The following is a 17,441-nucleotide window of genomic DNA, read 5'->3' as shown; positions in this document are numbered from 1 at the left end:
GTGCCCCAGGTCGAGCCCACCGGGTTGTTGTCCTGGGTCTGGTAGCCGACGGTGACCGTGGTGCTGTCGGTCACATCGCCTTCCAGCACGGCCATGCCGGCCATCTTGTTCTCTTTGTAGCGGTCGTAATAGAAATCACGATCGGTGTAGGCGGCGACCACGCGGCTGCGGAAGCGGCCGTCGGCGGTCAGTGGTGCGGTCACGTCCGCTTCCATGCGGCGGTAGTCCCAGCTGCCGGCACTGACCGAGAACGAAGCGTCGAACTCCTTGCCCGGGCGCTTGCGCAGCAGGTTCACCGTGGCCGACGGCACACCCGCGCCGCTGAGCAGGCCGTTGGCGCCGCGGATCACTTCCACCCGGTCATAGAAGGCGGTGTCGTATTCCTGGTTGGTCGAGCCGCTGTAGGTCGGAATGCCATCCACCTGGAAATCGGTGATGGCAAAACCACGCGCGTAGTACAGCGGGCGCTGGGTGTCATAGAAGGACACGCTGACGCCGGTGACATTGCGCATCACGTCGTTGAGGCTGAACAACGATTCGTCCTGCAGGCGCTGCAGGCCGATCACCGTCGACGACTGCGGTGTTTCCTGCAGGGTGATCGGCAGGCGGGTGGTGCTCGATGGTGGCGCGGACTGCTCGGCGCGCACGCTCACCCGGTCCAGGGTCTTGGCGTCGGAGGCGTAGGCAGCGACCTCGGCCAATGCCGACGGCGCAGCCAGGGTGAGGCAGGACAGCAGGGCGGCGGGCAGCAGCGCACGGCGGGGCAGGCGGCTGGGGAAAATCTGGGTCATGGCGGGCTCGGAGCGTAGAAGCGGGGAAGGGGCGGCAACAGTCGTCCAGCACCCGGGGCGGCGGCTTCGGGCACGTCAGGTCCATCTGGGAGGGGCGCGGTCACTGCGCAGGACGCAAATGTAAATAATTCTTAACAACATTACAATTCGCGTCATTGCGCAGGGGCTTTCAGGCGCGCAGCAAGCGTCAGGGCGGGGTCGGATCCCATTGCCGCAGGCACTGGGCTCTGACCCTGCGAGGGGTCTCCCGGAACGGGTCAGAGCCCTCCCGTGCGGGAGGGATCCGCCCCGTCGCCGCGCGCAAACGCAGACGGCCACCCGAAGGTGGCCGTCCGCAGGCATCCGCCAAGCGCAGGCTTACAGCGCCTGCAGCTCTTCGTTGGCGTTGCGCTTTTCCTTGGCCGGGGCCGGCGCGGCCGTCGGTGCCAGTGCAGGCGTCGTACCTGCTTCCACCGGAACCTCCAGGTAGGGCAGGTGCAGGGTCTGGCTGGTCAACGTGCGGATCTCGTTGGTCAGCGCGGCACTTTCGTTGAGCTTGCGGCCGTACGAGGGAACGATCTCGCGCAGGCGGGCTTCCCAACCGGCCTTCATCTGTTCCGGGAAGGCCTTGGCCATCAGGTCCAGCATGATCGGCGGCGAGGTCGAAGCGCCCGGCGAGGCACCCAGCAGCGCAGCGAGGGTGTGGTCCTTGTCGGTCACGATCTCGGTACCGAACTGCAGCACCGCGCCCTTCAGCGGATCACGCTTGATGATCTGCACGCGCTGGCCGGCGGTGACCAGCTTCCAGTCGCCCGGCTTGGCATTGGGGAAGTACTTGATCAGTTCGGCCTGGCGATCGGCATCGTTCAGGCGCGCCTGGCCCATCAGGTACTGCACCAGGTCCAGGTTGTCCTTGCCCACTTCCAGCATCGGGCCGACGTTGTTGTGGTTGACCGACGAATACAGGTCCCACCACGAGCCGTGCTTGAGGAACTTGGTGCTGTACAGCGCGAACGGCCCGAACAGGACCACCGGCTTGCCATCCAGCTTGCGCGCATCCAGGTGCGGCACCGACATCGGCGGCGAACCGGTCTCGGCCATGCCATAGGCCTTCACGCCATGGCGCGAGGTCACGTCCTGGCCCTGGAAGGCGAGGAACTGGCCGCCCACCGGGAAGCCGGCGTAGTCCTTCGATTCCGGGATGCCCGACATCTGCAGCAGCTTCAGCGCCGCGCCACCGGCACCGATGAACACGAAGCGGGCGTGGGTGGTCGATTCGGTGCCGGCCTTGAGGTCCTTCACCGTCACGTTCCAGCTCTTGTCCGCGTTCTGCCGCAACGCGCTGACCTCGTGGTTGAGGTGCAGGCCGAAGTTCGGGCTGTGCTGCAGGCCGGCGGTCAGCTGGCGGGTGATGACGCCGAAGTTGACGTCGGTGCCCAGCGGCATCCACGTTGCGGCAACCTTCTGCTTCGGGTCGCGGCCTTCCATCAGCAGCGGTGCCCACTGCTTGATCTGCGCCGGGTCCTCGGAGTACTGCATGCCGTAGAACAGCGGGTTCTTCACCAGCGCCTGCTGGCGCTTGTGCAGGTAGGCGATGTTGTCATCGCCCCAGACGAAGCTCATGTGCGGGGTCGGGTTGATGAAGTCGCTGGGCTGGCTCAGCCGCCCCTCCTTCACCTGGTGCGACCAGAACTGGCGCGAGACTTCGAACGATTCGGCGATGCCGACCGCGCGCTTGGTCTCGATGCTGCCATCGGGCAGTTCCGGGGTGTAGTTCAGTTCGGCGAATGCCGAGTGGCCGGTGCCGGCGTTGTTCCAGCCGTCCGAGCTTTCACCGGCGACGCCGTCGAGACGCTCGTAGACCTGGATGTTCCAGTCCGGCTGCAGTTCCTGCAGGTAGGTGGCCAGGGTGATGCTCATGATGCCGGCGCCGACCAGCACGACATCGACGGGCTTGTCGTTGTTCGCGGCGGGCACCGAGCGCTGGGTCAGCGGCCAGTACAGGAACAGCGCGGCCACCAGCAACAGCAGCACGAGCAGGGCGAGCAGGGCCTTGCCAAATTTCTTCATGGGGGCGGGATCGTTGGCGGGGAAGGGGGTCAGGATGCGCAAGAAACAGGGAAAGAGCGTGAAGAAACAACGCCTTGCAGCATTCCTGTGGCAATTTTAACCGCTTCTGGTCCGATTTTGATGCAACGCAGCATCCGACGGCTCGCGGCACCCTCACCCGGTAGCGCCGGGCCACGCCCGGCGATGCCCTCGATCACGCCAGTTCAAGGATCTCGTCACCGGCCTCATCGATCTCGCCGGTCGCCTTCCAGCCCAGGTGCCGGTAGAAGCCATGGGAACGCGAGCGCGGGTCGGCCGAGCAGGCCAGGAACAGGCGGCTGTGGCCGGCATCGCGGCTCAGGCTGACCACGTCCTGCAGCAGTTGCCGGCCGATGCCACGCTTCTCGAATTCCGGCAGCAGGGCCAGCACCAGCACCTCGCCGCTTTCGCGGTCGGCAAAGCAGTAGCCGGCCATCCGTTGGCCCTCCCAGGCGACGCGGCCAATCGAATCGCCATCGGCGATACCTGCGGCCCAGCTTTCTTCGGTGATGCCCAGCTCGGCCAGTTGCGCTGCACTGAAGGCGTTCTCGCGGGTACGCCCGCGCAGGTCGATGCAGGCGGCGGCGTCATCGGGACGGGCATTGCGGTAGTGGATCGTCATCTGGGAAACCTGCGGTCGAATGGAACCGGGCGATTGTGGCCGACGCCTATGGAGATTGGATGGAGACCGGCGGCGCTCCTCACTCACTGCCGATGGTGAAGTACTCCGCCGCGAAGTAGCCCAGTTGATAGGCCAGCGTCGCTGCGGCCAGCCCCAGTTGCGCGCGCGTACTGCGCAGATGCCAGCCCAGCGCGGCGACGATGAGCATCAGCACCGTATGCAGGGGGTAGGCCTCGCCCAGCAGCCGCCATCGGCTTCCCCCTTTGATCGCGGTATCCACAAGATCCAGAAGGGTCAATATCGCGACCACCCCGAAGATCCAGCGTCGACGCTGCATCAGGTAGTTGCCGTAACTGCCGTACTCGCGCAGGTCTTCGGGAAACAGCAGCGCGCACAGCAGGAACCAGGTCGCGCAGTAGGTGATCACGAACAGATAGATTTCAAACGTCCAGCGGTGTACTTCAACCAGGCGGAATTCCCACCACCAGAAGGTCACCAGCGATACCAGCGTCCACACCACCCAGCACAGGTGCAGCGCCGAACAGCCACGCCGCTGCGGGTGTTCGATGATCTGCGCCAGCCCCTTCAGCAGGGTGGTGATGGACAGGCCGAGGATGATCCCCATCACCACGCGGATATGCAGGAATACCGGTTCGGTTTCCATCGGTCAGCCCCCTCGTCGGTTGCACCGATGCTTGCATGAAAAGGGGGCGGAGCGGATCAAGGCGTTTGTAGCACAAGCGACTTGATCCTCTCCGTCCCCTCATCAGCGCCTGCGCTGCACCAGTGCCGAGGCGGCGTCCAGCACTGCCCGGGTCAGCAGCGCCATCGTCTGCACGTCGCCTTTCCAGTGCTGCCAGTACAGCGGCACGTCTTCCCACGCGCGCTGCCGCACGTAGACCAGGCGCCCGGCGTCCAGATGGCGCTTGACCAGCGGCAGCGGGTTCATCGTCCAGCCCAGCCCGCCCAGATTGGCCTGCACGAAGGCGCGGGTGGAAGGAATCCACCACGTCGGCGCGGTGCTGGGCAGGTCGGCGCCGGCCATGCGCCGGGCAAAGCGCGACTGCATGTCGTCCTTGCGGTTGAACACCAGCACCGGTGCCTGCGCCAGCGCCTGTGCGGTCACGCCCTTGGCAAAGTGCTGCTCGCGGAACTCCGGCGTACAGGTGGCGGCGTAGCGGATGCTGCCCAGCGCGTGGATCTGGCAACCCTGCACCGGCTCGTCCAGGGTGGTCACTGCCCCCAGCACGGTGCCCTGGCGCAGCAGTTCGACAGTGTGGTCCTGGTCCTCCACCCGCAGGTCCAGGGTGGTGYCGGTGCCCTGCGCGAACTGCTGGGCGGCTTGTGGGAACCAGGTCTCCAGGCTGTCGTGGTTCACCGCTACGGGGATGCTGGCCTGCGGCAGGTCCTCGTCGGCCAGGCCCATCCGGTGCAGCGCGTCGTGCTCCAGCAGGGCGGTCTGCTCGGCCAGCTGCACCAGCAACTGGCCCTCGACAGTCGCGGTCGCAGGCGTGCCGCGCTTGACCAGCAGGCGGCCGATGCGGTCTTCCAGTGCCTTGACCCGCTGCGAGATGGCCGAGGGGGTGACGTTGAGCGACTGCGCGGCACGGTCGAAGCTGCCTTCGCGGATCACCGCAGCCAGGGCCCGCAGCTGGGCATGGTCGATGCGCATGGCGATTAAGCTCCGCTAATGTTGGTTTAGTAAGTTTAGCTCGTCTTTTCTATGTTGCGGCGCGACAATGGCGCCCGTTCCGGTGCTGTCCGCCTTCGCGAGGCACCGCTCCCCCCAAGCAAGACAAGGTAGTGAATCCCATGTTCTCGGTCATCTCCGCCAGCACCGGCCTTGGTGCCTGGTTCAGTGGTGCGGCTACCGGCATCGGCCTGTTTGCCGTGGTCGGCGCCCAGAGCGCCTTCATCCTGCGCCAGGGCATCCTGCGCAAGCACATCGTGCCGGTGGTCGCCACCTGCGCGGCCATCGATGCAATCTTCATCTTCGCCAGCGTGGCCGGCCTGCGCACGCTCACCACCGCGCTGCCGTGGCTGACCACCGCCGTCCTCTGGACCGGTGTGGCCTTCCTGGCCTGGTATGCGATGAAGTCGGCACGCCGTGCGATCGCCGGTGGCGGTGGCATGGGCGAAGCCGACAGCGATGACGGCAGCCGTCGTGCGGTGCTGATGGCGGCAGTCGGCTTCTCGCTGATCAATCCGCACTTCTGGCTGGACATGATGGTGATCGGCTCCATCGCCGAGAACTTCGGCAATGCGCGCATGGCCTTCGCGGCCGGCGTGGTCACCGCCAGCTGCCTGTGGCTGACCGCGCAGGGCCTGGGCGCGCGCCTGCTTGCGCCGCTGTTCACCAAGCCCAGCACCTGGCGCGTGCTGGACGGCACCATCGCGGTGATCCTCAGCATCCTGGCCCTCACTCTGGCGGTGCGCGGGGTCCATTGACCCGGCGCACGCCCCCCGAACCCACGTCCTTACTCTCTCTCCAAGGTAGTGGCAACGACGGCACCGGCAACGGTGCCGTCGTTTTTTCTGCCCACTGGCGGCGCGGCCGCTTGCCTGCCTAGAATCGAGACTGCGGGCAGGGGCCCGTTCTCAGGGGGAAGGATGCGCAGGATTGTGCTTGCCGCGCTGCTGTGCGCGGTGGTGGGCGGGACGTCGGCGGGTACCGGCGGGGTGGACCTGGACCGCTACCTGCGGCAGGAAGCATTCGCCGACATCAAGATTTCGCCGGGTGGCGAGTACGTGGCTGCCACGGTTCCGATCGAGGCGGGTACGGCGCTGGCGATCTACCGGATCGCCGACATGAAGATGGTCGGCACCTTCCGCCCACCCCGCAACAACCACGCCCATACCTTCGACTGGGTAAGCAATGAACGCCTGCTGGTGGGCATGGCGCAGAAGCTGGGTGTGCTGGATCGACCAGCGCCCACCGGCGAGCTGTTCGGCATCAACGCCAACGGCAAGGGGGGAGAACTGCTGGTCGGCTACCGCACCGCTGAAACCGGACTGGGCACCAACATCAAGGTCAAGCCTGCGGGAATGGTGGCGGCTTTCCTCACCGATGAGTTGAAGGACGACGATCGCAACGTGCTGGTGGCGGTCACTCCGTTCACCGACAACGCGGCCACCCAGATCGAACGCATGGACGTGAGCACCGGTCGCCGCAACGCGGTCGCGCGCGCGCCGATCGCGCAGGCCGCCTTCACTACCGACGCCCGGGGCGAAGTGCGCTTCGCTTACGGCGTCGGACCTGACCAGAAAAAGAAGCTGTATTACCGCGCCGGTGCCAGCAGCGAATGGATACTGCTGCACGATGAGGCCTTGAACCCGCGCAACGAAGCGGCCATCGGCTTCTCGGCCGACGGCCGCCTGGCCTATCTGCAGGTGGAGCAGGCCGAAGGCCCCGACGTGATCGTCAGCTGGGACCCGCAGAACAACGAGCGGCGAACGGTTCTGCGTGATGAGATCGCCGACCCTGCACGCATCATCCACCGCCCCGGTACGCAGGTGCCGGTGGGCGCGCTGTTCATGGGCACTACCCCACGCACACGCTTCTTCGATGAGACCTCGGAGGATGCCCGGCTTTATCGCAGCCTGGAAACCGCGCTGGGTGCTCCGGTATACATCACCTCCAGCACCCGCAACGGCAGCACTGTCCTGGTGGAATCCTGGTCGGGCCGCAATCCGGGTGATTTCTACCTGTATGACACGCTGGGCAAGCGCGCCCGGCACCTGATCAGCCGCAGCGACTGGATCGACCCGGCGCAGAGTGCCGACGTACGCGCCATCACCTTGCAGGCCCGCGACGGCCGCCCCCTGCATGGGTTCCTTACCGTGCCACCGGGGGTGCCGATGCGCGCGCTACCGATGGTGGTGGTGCCGCATGGCGGTCCGATCGGGGTCCTGGACGATGGCACGTACTCCACCGAGACGCAGATGCTGGCGGCCGCCGGCTATGCCGTGCTGCAGGTGAATTTCCGTGGCTCGGCCGGTTACGGGCGCGCACATGCGCAGGCTGCGCGCAAACAGTGGGGCGCGGCGATGCAGGATGATGTGACCGATGCCACGCGCTGGGCCATCGAGCAGGGAATTGCCGACCGTGAACGCATCTGCATCTATGGGGCCAGCTACGGCGCCTATGCGGCGCTGATGGGGACGGTGCGAGAGCCGGGTCTTTACCGTTGTGCGGCAGGTTACGTTGGCATCTACGACCTGCCCTTGATGTATGCGCGCGGGGATATCCAGAGTGACGAATCCGGGTTGATCTACCTGCGCGAGTGGCTGGGACGGCCCAAGGATCTTGTCGAACGCTCGCCGGTCAACCTGGCCGCGCAGGTTGGCGTGCCGGTGCTGCTGGCCGCCGGCCGCGAAGACCAGYGCGCACCGGTGGTGCATACCGAGCGGATGGAGGCGGCATTGAAGCAGGCCGGAACGCCTGTGCAGGCCCTGTACTACAAGAACGAAGGGCATGGGCTGTACAACCTGGCCAACCAGCGCGACTACTACGGCCACCTGCTGGCGTTCCTGTCGCGCAGCCTGGGCGGAGCAACGGCGCAGGTGACGGCCGCTGGCAATGCGGAGAAGGCGCCCTGAGTCCGGCGATGGCGGCCTCGCCACTGGCGGAGCCATCGCGGGCCTGCCTAGAATCGGCGAATCTGGACAGGGTGTCCGGGCAGGGAGGGGGAAGGATGCGAAGGACTGTACTTGCCGCGCTGTTGTGCGCGGTGGTGGGCGGGACGTCGGCGGGTACCGGCGGGGTGGACCTGGAGAAGTACCTGAAACCGGAGTCGTTTTCGAACGTCAAGCTCTCGCCCGGCGGCGACTACGTTGCCGGCACCGTACCGCTGGACGATTCCACCGCGCTGGTCATCCTGCGCACGTCCGACCGCAAGCCTGCCGGCGTGTTCCGCCCGCAGGACAAGAACCACGCCAACACCTTTGAATGGGTGAGCAACGAGCGCCTGCTGGTCGGCCTGGCCGAGAAGCTCGGAGTACTCGATACGCCGCAGCCCACCGGTGAACTGTACGGGGTCAACGTCGATGGCAAGGGCGGGGAACTGCTGGTCGGCTACCGCGTGCAGGGGCGCGGGTTGGGTACGCGCATCCAGCCGAAGAAGGTGGAGGACGTCGCGGCCTTCCTCACCGACGAACTGGCGGGCGACGACCGCAATGTGCTGATCGCGGTATGGCCCTTCGCCGAGGACCCCTACACCCGGGTCGAGCGGCTTGATGTGGTCAGTGGACGTCGCGTGCGCGTTTCCGGTTCACCCGTGCAGCGTGCCGATTTCACTACCGATCATCAGGGTGAAGTGCGCTTCGCCCACGGCGCAGCGTCGGACAACGTCAACAAGCTCTACTACCGCGCCGGGACCAATGCGCAGTGGTCGCTGGTCAATGACGAGTCGCTGAGCCACCGGATAGAAACCGCAATCGGCTTCTCCGAAGATGGCGCGCTGGCCTATCTGCAGGTCGAGCAGCCCACCGGGCCCGATGCCATCGTCAGCTGGAACCCACAGACCGGCCAACGGCGCGAGGTGCTGCGCGATGGCGTGGTCGACCCCTACGCGATCATCTTCCGCCCGGGCACCCGCGTGCCGGTGGGCGCGCTGTTTGCCGGCGATGCACCGCGCACGCGCTTCTTCGATGAGAAGGGCGCCGATGCCCGTCAGTACCGCAGCCTTGAAGCGGCGTTCGGTGGCCCGGTGTTCATCACCTCCAGTACCCGTGATGGCGGCAAGGTGGTGGTGCAGACGTGGTCGGGCAGCAATCCCGGGGATTTCTACCTGTTCGACACCCGCGCAAAGGCCGCCGAGCATCTGCTCAGCCGCAGCGAATGGATCGACCCGAAACTGGCCGCCACCGTGCGTCCGTTCTCGCTGAAGGCGCGCGACGGACTGCCGCTGCACGGCTTCCTGACCCTGCCGCCGGGCAGCGAAGGGCGCAATCTGCCGTTGGTCGTGCTGCCGCACGGTGGCCCCATCGGCGTATTCGATGAGGGCAGCTACAGCAACGAGCCGCAGATGCTGGCGGCGGCAGGGTATGCCGTGTTGCAGGTCAACTTCCGTGGTTCGGCCAACTATGGCCGCGCGTTCACCCAGGCGGGTGCGAAGCAGTGGGGCGCGGCCATGCAGGACGATGTGACCGACGCCACCCGCTGGGCCATCGCAGAGGGCATCGCCGACAGCAACCGCATCTGCATCTATGGGGCCAGCTACGGTGCGTATGCCGCGATGATGGGGCCGATCCGCGAACCCGGGCTGTACCAGTGCGCGGCCGGCTACGTCGGTGTGTACGACCTGCCGCTGATGTTCAGTGGTGAGGCACAGTTGAGCGATTCGGCCATGGCCTGGCAGCGCGAATGGGTAGGCGATCCGAAGACTCTGGGAGCCCATTCGCCGGTGAACCTGGCCGCGCAGCTGAAAGTGCCGGTGTTCCTGGCCGCTGGTGGCGAAGACACGCGTGCGCCGATCAAGCACACCGAGCGCATGGAAGCAGYGCTGAAGGCGGCCGGCTCACYGGTGGAGAGCCTGTACTACCGCACCGAAGGGCACGGTTTCCACCGGCCTGAGCACCAGCGCGAGTACTACAGCAGGCTGCTGGCCTTCCTGTCACGCAGCCTGGGCGGCAGCACCGCCAGCACCAGCGCGACCGCAGGCGCCGACAAGGCGCCGTAAGGCAGGCGCGCTGCGGACCCGGTGCCGGGCAGGGGGATGCCCGGCTTCAAGGAGAACGTCATGAAGCATGCAACGGTGCTGGCTGCATTGATGGCCATCTGCGGCGTGGGTGGGGCGGAGGCTGCGGAGGTTTCGCTGGACGGCTACGTGCGCCGCGCGGAGTTCAATGACATCCAGCTCTCGCCCACCGGCGAGTACCTGGCCATGACCTTGCCACTGGACGGCGCAACTGCCGTGGCGGTGCTGCGTACCGACACGATGGAACTGGTCGGCAATTTCCGGCCGCCACGCAACAATCATGCAGCCGAGGTCGACTGGGTGAGTGACACCCGCCTGCTCATCGGCCTGGCCGAGAAATGGGGGCCACTGGACCAGCCACGGCCGACCGGCGAACTGTATGCCATCGATGCCAATGGCAAGCGCGGTGATCTGCTGGTCGGTTACCGTGCGCGCCCGGACGAGCCCGGCTTCGTGACCGGACGGGTGGCCGAGCAGGTCGCTGCATTCCTGGCCGATCCGCTGGCTGCCGACGAGCGCAACGTGTTGATCTCGCTGTGGCCATTTGCCAACGACACCAATACGCGGTTGGAACGGATGGATGTCATCACCGGGCGCCGCGTCCTGGTCTCGCGCTCGCCGGTGCAGCGCGCAACGTTCACCACCGACAATCAAGGTGAACTGCGCTTCGCCCACGGTGCCGCCGCCGACAACGTCAACAAGCTCTACTATCGCCAGGACCGCGATCAGTGGACCCTGGTCAACGACGAAGGCAGCAGCCATCGCATCGAACGCCCGATCGGCTTCTCCGCCGATAACCGGCTGGCCTACCTGGTGGTGGAGCAGGCCCGTGGCCCCGATACGGTGGTCAGCTGGGACCCGGTCAGCGGCGAACGACGTACGCTGCTGCAGGACGACACCGTCGACCCCACTCGCGTGGTCTACCAGCCCGGCACGCGCGTGCCGGTGGGTATCCAGTTCGTCGGCGCCGTCACGCGCACCGCCTTCTTCGATGAGCAGTCGCCGACCGCCAGCACCCAGCGCAGGCTTGAAAAGGCGTTTCCCGGGCAGGTCGTGAGCCTGCTCACCGGCACCCGCGACAACGCGCGCCTGCTGGTGAAGGTGAGCTCTGCGACCAATCCCGGCGACTATTTCCTGTACACCACCGCCACCCGCAACGCCGCGTTCCTCACCAGCCGCCATCGCTGGTTTGATCGTGACGGCGGTGCCAGCGTTCGCCCGGTCACCCTGGCTGCACGGGACGGCCTGCCGCTGCATGGCTTCCTGACCCTGCCCAGGGGCAGTGATGGCCACAACCTGCCGATGGTGGTGGTCCCGCATGGTGGCCCGATCGGCGTGTTCGATGACGGTGGTTTCGAGCGCGAGAACCAGTTGCTGGCCGACGCCGGCTACGCGGTGCTGCAGGTCAACTTCCGCGGCTCGGGCAACTACGGCCGTGCACATACCCAGGCCGCTGCCCGGCAATGGGGCCGCGCGATGCAGGACGATGTGACCGACGCCACCCGCTGGGCGATCAGCCAAGGCATCGCCGACAGCGCACGCATCTGCATCTACGGTGCCAGCTACGGTGCGTACTCGGCCATGATGGGCGCTGTGCGCGAGCCGGGGCTGTACCGCTGCGCGGCAGGCTATGTGGGGGTGTACGACCTGCCGTTGATGTTCAAACGCGGCGATATCCAGGATCGCGCCTCCGGCGTGACCTATCTGCAGGAGTGGCTGGGTGATCCGGCCACGCTGGCGGCGGTGTCGCCGGTGAATCTTGCGGCGAGCATCAAGGTGCCCGTGCTGCTGGCCGCTGGTCGCGAAGATCTGCGTGCCCCGGTGCAGCACACCGAACGCATGGAAGCGGCATTGAAGCAGGCCGGCGTGCCCGTGGAAGCGCTGTATTACCCGCGCGAGGGCCATGGCCTGTACGCCGAGGCCAATCAGCGCGACTACTACAGCCGATTGCTTGCCTTCCTGTCACGCAGCCTTGGCGGTAGCACGGCTGCCGCCGCGACGTCTTCCGACAAGGGCAAGGCGCCCTGAAACAGACGCGGCGGCGACCGAAGTGGTGGCCGCCGCGGCATCCTGCCGCCGGGCGTTATTTCACCCCATGCATCATCCGCTTCAACAGCGGCGCAGCGATGAAGGCCAGCAACGCGCAGCCCAGGCCGATCCACATCAGCAGCCAGAACAGGTGCGCATAGGCACCGGCCGCCGCGGCCATGTCCAGCGTTTCGCCTTCGGGCACGTCGATCGCCGCCAGCTTGCCGAACAGCGCGGCCAGTGTTTCGGAGAAGGCCGTCGCCAGGAACCAGGTGCCCATCATCAGGCTCATCACCCGTGGCACCGCCAGCTGGGTGACCGCCGACAGGCCGACCGGCGACAGGCACATCTCGCCGCTGGCCAGCAGGAAGTAGGCCAGCACCAGCCACCAGACGCTGGCCATCTCGCCGGTGGCACCAACGTGCTGCGCGGCCAGCGCCAGCGGTACGAACGACAACGCACCGATCACCAGGCCCCAGGCCGACTTCACCGGCTTGCCCGGTTCCCAGCCACGGCGGTCCATCCAGGTCCACAACGCGGCGAAGGCCGGCGCCAGCAGCACCAGGAACAGACCGCCGAGGTAGGTCAGCGAACCGGCGGTCTGCGGGATCACCAGGCAGTCGCGCACCAGCAGCACCAGCATCAGCGCGACGATGGCGATGAAGAACGTGCGCGGCGCGGACGAGCCGGGGCGACGCTCGGACAGGCGCGCGCTGACCACGAAGCCCAGCGGTGCCAGCAGCAGCGAGAGGATCGACCACGGAAGCGGTGAGCCTTCGCGGATCACCAACGCCGGCACGATGTCCTTGGTCAGCAGGCGGTCGGTGAAGGTCACCCACGAACCATACGACTGCTCGTACATCGTGAAGAACACCAGCGCCATGAAGATCAGCACCATCAGCGCGACCATCTGCTGGCGCTGCACCGGCGTGCACTGGGTGCCGGTGAACCACGCGAACCAGACCAGCACGCCGCCCAACACCACCAGCATCAGCATCAGTGCCAGGCTGATTTCACCGCCAAGCGCGAAGGCACCGTTGCCGGCCGCCCACATCAGCCAGGCCACCGGCAGCACGCCGATCACCGCGCACAGGTAGATCAGCCATTCGCGCGGCAGGCCCAGCACCTTCTGCTTCAAGGTCGCCGGTTGCGGCGGCTCGGCGTGGCCCTGCAGGTATTTCTGGCCCCACAGGAACATCGCCAGGCCGGCCAGCATGCCGATGCCGGCCGCACCGAAGCCGTACTTCCAACCGTAGACCTCGCCCAGGAAACCGCACACCAGCGAAGAGAACAGGGCGCCCAGGTTGATGCCGGCATAGAACAGCGAGAAGCCCGAATCGCGGCGCGGATCGTCCTGCGGATAGAGCTTGCCGACGATGGTGGAGATGTTCGGCTTGAGGAAGCCGACGCCCATGATGATCAGCGCCAGCGACAGGTAGGTCACGGCCAATGCCGAGGTGTCGCGCACTACTTCGCCATTGACCCGGTATGCGGCGTGGCCCTCGAAGGCCATGCCGAGGTGGCCGAGCACCAGCAGGATGCCGCCGAACAGCACCGCCCGGCGCATGCCCAGCCAGCGGTCGGCCAACATGCCGCCGAACACCGGGATGCAGTACACCAGCCCGCCGTAGGCGCCGAGCAGGTCCAGCCCGGCCTTGTCGCCGAACAGGTGGTACTTGGTGAGGTACAGCAGCAGCAGCGCCTTCATGCCGTAGAAGGAGAAGCGCTCCCACATTTCGGTGAAGAAGCAGACGTAGACGCCCTTGGGATGGCCCAGGAAGTCGTCGGAAGCGATAGCAGTGGAATTCATCGCGGAATTATAGGCGTGCGCTGCAGGCCGCGCCGGGCAGCACCGGGCCATGCCCGGCGGTCCTGCGCAACGCCGGGCATGGCCCGGCGCTACCGTTCACAGGTACCGCAGCCAGGCCAGGTCGCGTCGGCGCGCCTTGAACCGCGCGAACGCCCGCGTCGGCGGGTACAGCACCACCGCCAATGCACAGGCCACCAGCAGCAGGCCGGCCACCGAGTCCAGTGCATACAGGCAACCGTGGGTCGGGCCCCAGGTCTTCAGGGCCGCCAGGTACAGCAGCTTCAGCACGTACAGGTGCAGCAGATGGAAGAACATCGGCGCTGCGCCGATATCGGCCAGCGGCTGCAGCGCACGCGCCAGCGGCGGCCACTCGTACAGCCGCAACAGCAGCAGGCCCACGCCCAGGGTCAGCAGCAGGAACTGCAGCGAGGGCGGGTACTTGGTGATGTTGAACACGCTCATCCACGTGCGCAGCGTGGTCTGCTGGTACTGCCACGGCGTGTCGCCATAGCCGTTGGCGAAGCGCAGCAGGGCGAAGGCGGCCAGTGCGCCCAGCACGGACCACAGCAGCCGCTGCCGGCGCTGCTGCGGGTCGCTGCCGGCAGCGAACCACGGCGCCATCAGGTAGCCCAGCGCGATCACCCCGATCCACGGCAGCACGGGATAGGAGGTACGCAGGCTCAACGGCCCAGCCTCGATCCAGTCGCGCTGGTGCAGCACCTTCCACAGCACCGCCAGGGCGCCGTCGCCCTGCACCCGTACGCCGTCCAGCAGGTTGTGGCCGACCACCAGCGTCACCGCCAGAACGGCCAGCAGCGGCCGCGGCAGCCACAGCAGGCCGGCCAGCGCGATCATGCTCAGGCCGATCGCCCATATCACCTGCAGGTACACCGTCTCCGGCGGCCACTGGAAGGTCCAGGCRACGTTGACCAGGGTCAGTTCCAGCACCACCAGGAACAGGCCGCGCTTGAGCAGGAAAGCCGCAATGGCACGGCGCGGATCGGCATGGCGCTGGCCGTACAGCCAGGCCGACAGGCCGGTCAGCAGCACGAACACCGGCGCGCACAGGTGGGCCAGCAGGCGGCAGGCGAACAGGGCAGGGGACACGGTTGCCGCGTCCATCGGATCGCTGACCTGATGCTGCAGGAAGAACGTCTCGCGCACGTGGTCGAGCAGCATCAGCAGCATCACGGTGCCGCGCAGCTGGTCGATGGAGGCCAGCCGGGAGGAGGGGAAGGAGGACATGCGGTGGGTGGGTACAGGTCAACCGAAAGTTATAACATATCGTTTACAAGGTGCCCACTCGGGCTTTGCCGCATTAGTTGGCTGGGGGTGCCGCTGCGGGCCCGTGCCTGTTCCAGCTGCAACCCTCATCCTTTGGCACGCTGGACTTGCTGCCCCCTGAACGCTAGCGTGACAGGGATTTTTTGCCAGCAGGGGCTTTCATGAACCATGACGCTGCGCCCAAGCAGCTCACTTTCCGCGCGGTGGTCCTGGCCATCGTGCTGGCGGTGGTGCTGTCGGCCGCAAACGCCTACCTCGGTCTGTTCGCAGGCCTGACCATCGCCACCGCGATTCCCGCCGCGGTCATTTCCATGGGCGTGCTGCGCCTGCTGGGGGGCGGTTCGATACTTGAGAACAACATCGTGCAGACCGGCGCTTCGGCCGGTTCGTCGATCGCCGCCGGTGTGATCTTCACCATCCCCGCGCTGGTGATCATGGGCTACTGGCCGGACTTCAAGTACTGGTGGGTGCTGGGCATCGCCGGTCTCGGTGGCCTGCTGGGCGTGCTGTTCTCGGTGCCGCTGCGCCGTTCGATGATCGTCGAAGATCCGCTTCCGTTCCCGGAAGGCAAGGCTGCGGCCGAAGTGCTCAAGGCCGGTGAGAACCCCGGCCCGGGCCTGAAGATCCTCGGCCTGTCGGCGGTGATCGGTGCGTTCGTGAAGCTGGCCGCGGAAAGCGGCATGCGCCTGATCCCAGACGCCTGGGCCACCTCGGCCTATGTCGGCAGCTCCAAGGTCACCGCCTTCATCGGCACCAACCTGTCGCCCGCACTGCTGGGCGTGGGCTACATCGTCGGCCTCAACGTCGGCATCGTGGTGGTGTCCGGCTCGATCCTGACCTGGCACATCGCCATCCCGATCTACCAGGCGTTCTTCATGAACACCGATCCGGCGCTGGCCGCCTCGATCGCCACCGCCTCGTCCACCGAAGCGGCGTTCGCCATCTGGGGTGCGAAGATGCGCTACCTCGGTGTCGGCGCGATGCTGATCGGCGGCATCTGGACCCTGATCTCGCTGCGCAAGTCGCTGCTCAACGGCGTCAAGAGTGGCTTTGCGGCCGCGCGCAAGAGCGGTGGCCCGGTGCTGGCGCACACCGAGCGCGACCTGCCGATGAAGTGGATGCTGGTGGCGCTGGTGGTGTTCACCCTGCCGCTGCTGGCGCTGTACCAAGCCATCGTCGGCCAGTGGCACGTGTCGATCCCGATGACCCTCATCATGATCGTCGCCGGCTTCCTGTTCGTTTCGGTGTCGGCCTACCTGGCCGGCCTGATCGGTTCGTCCAACAACCCGGTCTCGGGCATCACCATCTCCACCATCCTGTTCGCTTCGGCGGTGCTGGTGCTGCTGCTGGGCAAGGATGGCCTGCAGCCGGTCGGTGCCTTCGGTGCGCCGCTGGGTGCGGTGGCCGCGATCATGATCGGCGCGGTGGTGTGCTGTGCCGCCGCCGTCGGTGGCGACAACCTGCAGGACCTCAAGGCCGGCTACATCGTCGGCGCCACCCCGTGGAAGCAGCAGCTGATGCTGGGCATCGGCGCGTTCTCGTGCGCGCTGATCATGGCCCCGGTGCTGAACCTGCTGGCCACCGCCTACGGCATCGGCGTCAAGTCCGAGCTGCACCCGAATGCGCTGGCCGCACCGCAGGCCAACCTGATGGCGTCGGTGGCCAAGGGCCTGTTCGGTGGCGAGCTGCCGTGGACCTTCATCGGCATCGGTGCCGTGGTCGGTGCCGCCATCATCGCGTTCGACAGCTGGCTGAAGTCGCGCAACTCGCGTTTCCGCGTGCCGGTGCTGGCCGCGGCGATCGGCATCTACCTGCCGCTGGAACTGATGGTGCCGATCTTCCTCGGTGGCCTGATCTCCTATCTGGTCGAACGCTTCCACAAGGTGCGCGCCGATGACGAAGAGGGCCGCGACCGCGTGCACAAGCCGGGCGTGCTGTTCGCTGCCGGCCTGATCACCGGTGAGGCGCTGATGGGTATCGCCATCGCCGTGCCGATCGTGGTCAGCAGCCGTGCCGACGTGCTGGCCGTGCCGTTCCACCTGCCGGCCGCGCAGTGGATCGGCCTGGCCGTGCTGTTCCTGGTCGGCTGGCTGATCTACCGCACCGGCAAGCGCGCCGTGGCGTAAGGGATGGGGGAGTGC

At 66.6% G+C, this 17,441-nt stretch carries 12 protein-coding genes; 5 read left to right on the top strand and 7 right to left on the bottom strand.

Going from position 1 to position 17,441, the window contains the following annotated elements; all coding sequences use genetic code 11:
* The 5 genes from AC1DJN_RS12855 to AC1DJN_RS12835 all read right to left on the bottom strand — a co-directional run.
* On the bottom strand, positions 1-791 hold a 791-nt coding region (locus tag AC1DJN_RS12855), incomplete at its 3' end, for a TonB-dependent siderophore receptor (protein WP_478039287.1).
* A gap of 357 nt (positions 792-1,148) precedes the next feature.
* Positions 1,149-2,840 carry a malate dehydrogenase (quinone) gene (gene mqo, locus AC1DJN_RS12850; RefSeq protein ID WP_313444204.1) on the bottom strand — a complete coding sequence of 564 codons (1,692 nt, stop codon included), beginning with the start codon at positions 2,838-2,840 and terminating at the stop codon, positions 1,149-1,151.
* 193 nt (positions 2,841-3,033) lie between these two features.
* The gene (locus AC1DJN_RS12845) at positions 3,034-3,480 is read right to left on the bottom strand and encodes a GNAT family N-acetyltransferase (RefSeq protein WP_223482106.1); all 447 of its coding nucleotides are present in this window, start codon (positions 3,478-3,480) and stop codon (positions 3,034-3,036) included.
* Positions 3,481-3,559: 79 nt separating this feature from the next.
* Positions 3,560-4,144: a hypothetical protein gene (locus AC1DJN_RS12840; protein WP_025873891.1), complete on the bottom strand. Its 585-nt coding sequence runs from the start codon at positions 4,142-4,144 to the stop codon at positions 3,560-3,562.
* 102 nt (positions 4,145-4,246) lie between these two features.
* Entirely contained in the window at positions 4,247-5,152 is a 906-nt protein-coding gene (locus tag AC1DJN_RS12835; protein WP_478039286.1) for a LysR family transcriptional regulator ArgP, read from the bottom strand.
* A 140-nt stretch (positions 5,153-5,292) separates the two neighbouring features.
* On the opposite strand from AC1DJN_RS12835, the gene AC1DJN_RS12830 reads away from it, so the two are divergent.
* From AC1DJN_RS12830 to AC1DJN_RS12815, 4 genes are all read left to right on the top strand, one after another.
* Entirely contained in the window at positions 5,293-5,928 is a 636-nt protein-coding gene (locus tag AC1DJN_RS12830; protein WP_025873889.1) for a LysE/ArgO family amino acid transporter, read from the top strand.
* 162 nt (positions 5,929-6,090) lie between these two features.
* Positions 6,091-8,079, top strand: a complete 1,989-nt coding sequence (locus tag AC1DJN_RS12825; RefSeq protein ID WP_478039285.1) for an alpha/beta hydrolase family protein — start codon at positions 6,091-6,093, stop codon at positions 8,077-8,079.
* A gap of 95 nt (positions 8,080-8,174) precedes the next feature.
* Positions 8,175-10,160, top strand: coding sequence for an alpha/beta hydrolase family protein (locus tag AC1DJN_RS12820; RefSeq protein WP_478039284.1), 1,986 nt, complete (start codon positions 8,175-8,177; stop codon positions 10,158-10,160).
* A gap of 60 nt (positions 10,161-10,220) precedes the next feature.
* Positions 10,221-12,206 carry an alpha/beta hydrolase family protein gene (locus tag AC1DJN_RS12815; RefSeq protein WP_312310153.1) on the top strand — a complete coding sequence of 662 codons (1,986 nt, stop codon included), beginning with the start codon at positions 10,221-10,223 and terminating at the stop codon, positions 12,204-12,206.
* Between the two features lie 55 nt (positions 12,207-12,261).
* Here AC1DJN_RS12815 and AC1DJN_RS12810 read toward each other — a convergent pair whose 3' ends face one another.
* On the bottom strand, positions 12,262-14,016 hold the full coding sequence (locus AC1DJN_RS12810; RefSeq protein ID WP_033830614.1) for a peptide MFS transporter: 1,755 nt from the start codon (positions 14,014-14,016) through the stop codon (positions 12,262-12,264).
* Between the two features lie 96 nt (positions 14,017-14,112).
* Positions 14,113-15,261 (bottom strand): acetyltransferase domain-containing protein, encoded by a 1,149-nt coding sequence (locus tag AC1DJN_RS12805; RefSeq protein WP_442251636.1) that lies wholly within the window; start codon positions 15,259-15,261, stop codon positions 14,113-14,115.
* A gap of 200 nt (positions 15,262-15,461) precedes the next feature.
* On the opposite strand from AC1DJN_RS12805, the gene AC1DJN_RS12800 reads away from it, so the two are divergent.
* Complete coding sequence (locus AC1DJN_RS12800; RefSeq protein ID WP_025873881.1) at positions 15,462-17,426, top strand: OPT family oligopeptide transporter; 1,965 nt, start codon at positions 15,462-15,464, stop codon at positions 17,424-17,426.
* Positions 17,427-17,441 lie beyond the last annotated feature (15 nt).

This window comes from Stenotrophomonas sp. 05L414_2, from assembly GCF_056397905.1.
Note: the sequence above shows the minus strand (reverse complement) of the source record. Positions and strands in the feature narration are given on the sequence as shown.

What these genes read in the sequence shown, in the direction of transcription:
- mqo (WP_313444204.1), bottom strand. Translation starts at nt 2,840, where the DNA reads ATGAAGAAATTTGGCAAGGCCCTGCTCGCCCTGCTCGTGCTGCTGTTG.
- AC1DJN_RS12845 (WP_223482106.1), bottom strand. Translation starts at nt 3,480, where the DNA reads ATGACGATCCACTACCGCAATGCCCGTCCCGATGACGCCGCCGCCTGC.
- AC1DJN_RS12840 (WP_025873891.1), bottom strand. Translation starts at nt 4,144, where the DNA reads ATGGAAACCGAACCGGTATTCCTGCATATCCGCGTGGTGATGGGGATC.
- AC1DJN_RS12830 (WP_025873889.1), top strand. Translation starts at nt 5,293, where the DNA reads ATGTTCTCGGTCATCTCCGCCAGCACCGGCCTTGGTGCCTGGTTCAGT.
- AC1DJN_RS12815 (WP_312310153.1), top strand. Translation starts at nt 10,221, where the DNA reads ATGAAGCATGCAACGGTGCTGGCTGCATTGATGGCCATCTGCGGCGTG.
- AC1DJN_RS12810 (WP_033830614.1), bottom strand. Translation starts at nt 14,016, where the DNA reads ATGAATTCCACTGCTATCGCTTCCGACGACTTCCTGGGCCATCCCAAG.
- AC1DJN_RS12800 (WP_025873881.1), top strand. Translation starts at nt 15,462, where the DNA reads ATGAACCATGACGCTGCGCCCAAGCAGCTCACTTTCCGCGCGGTGGTC.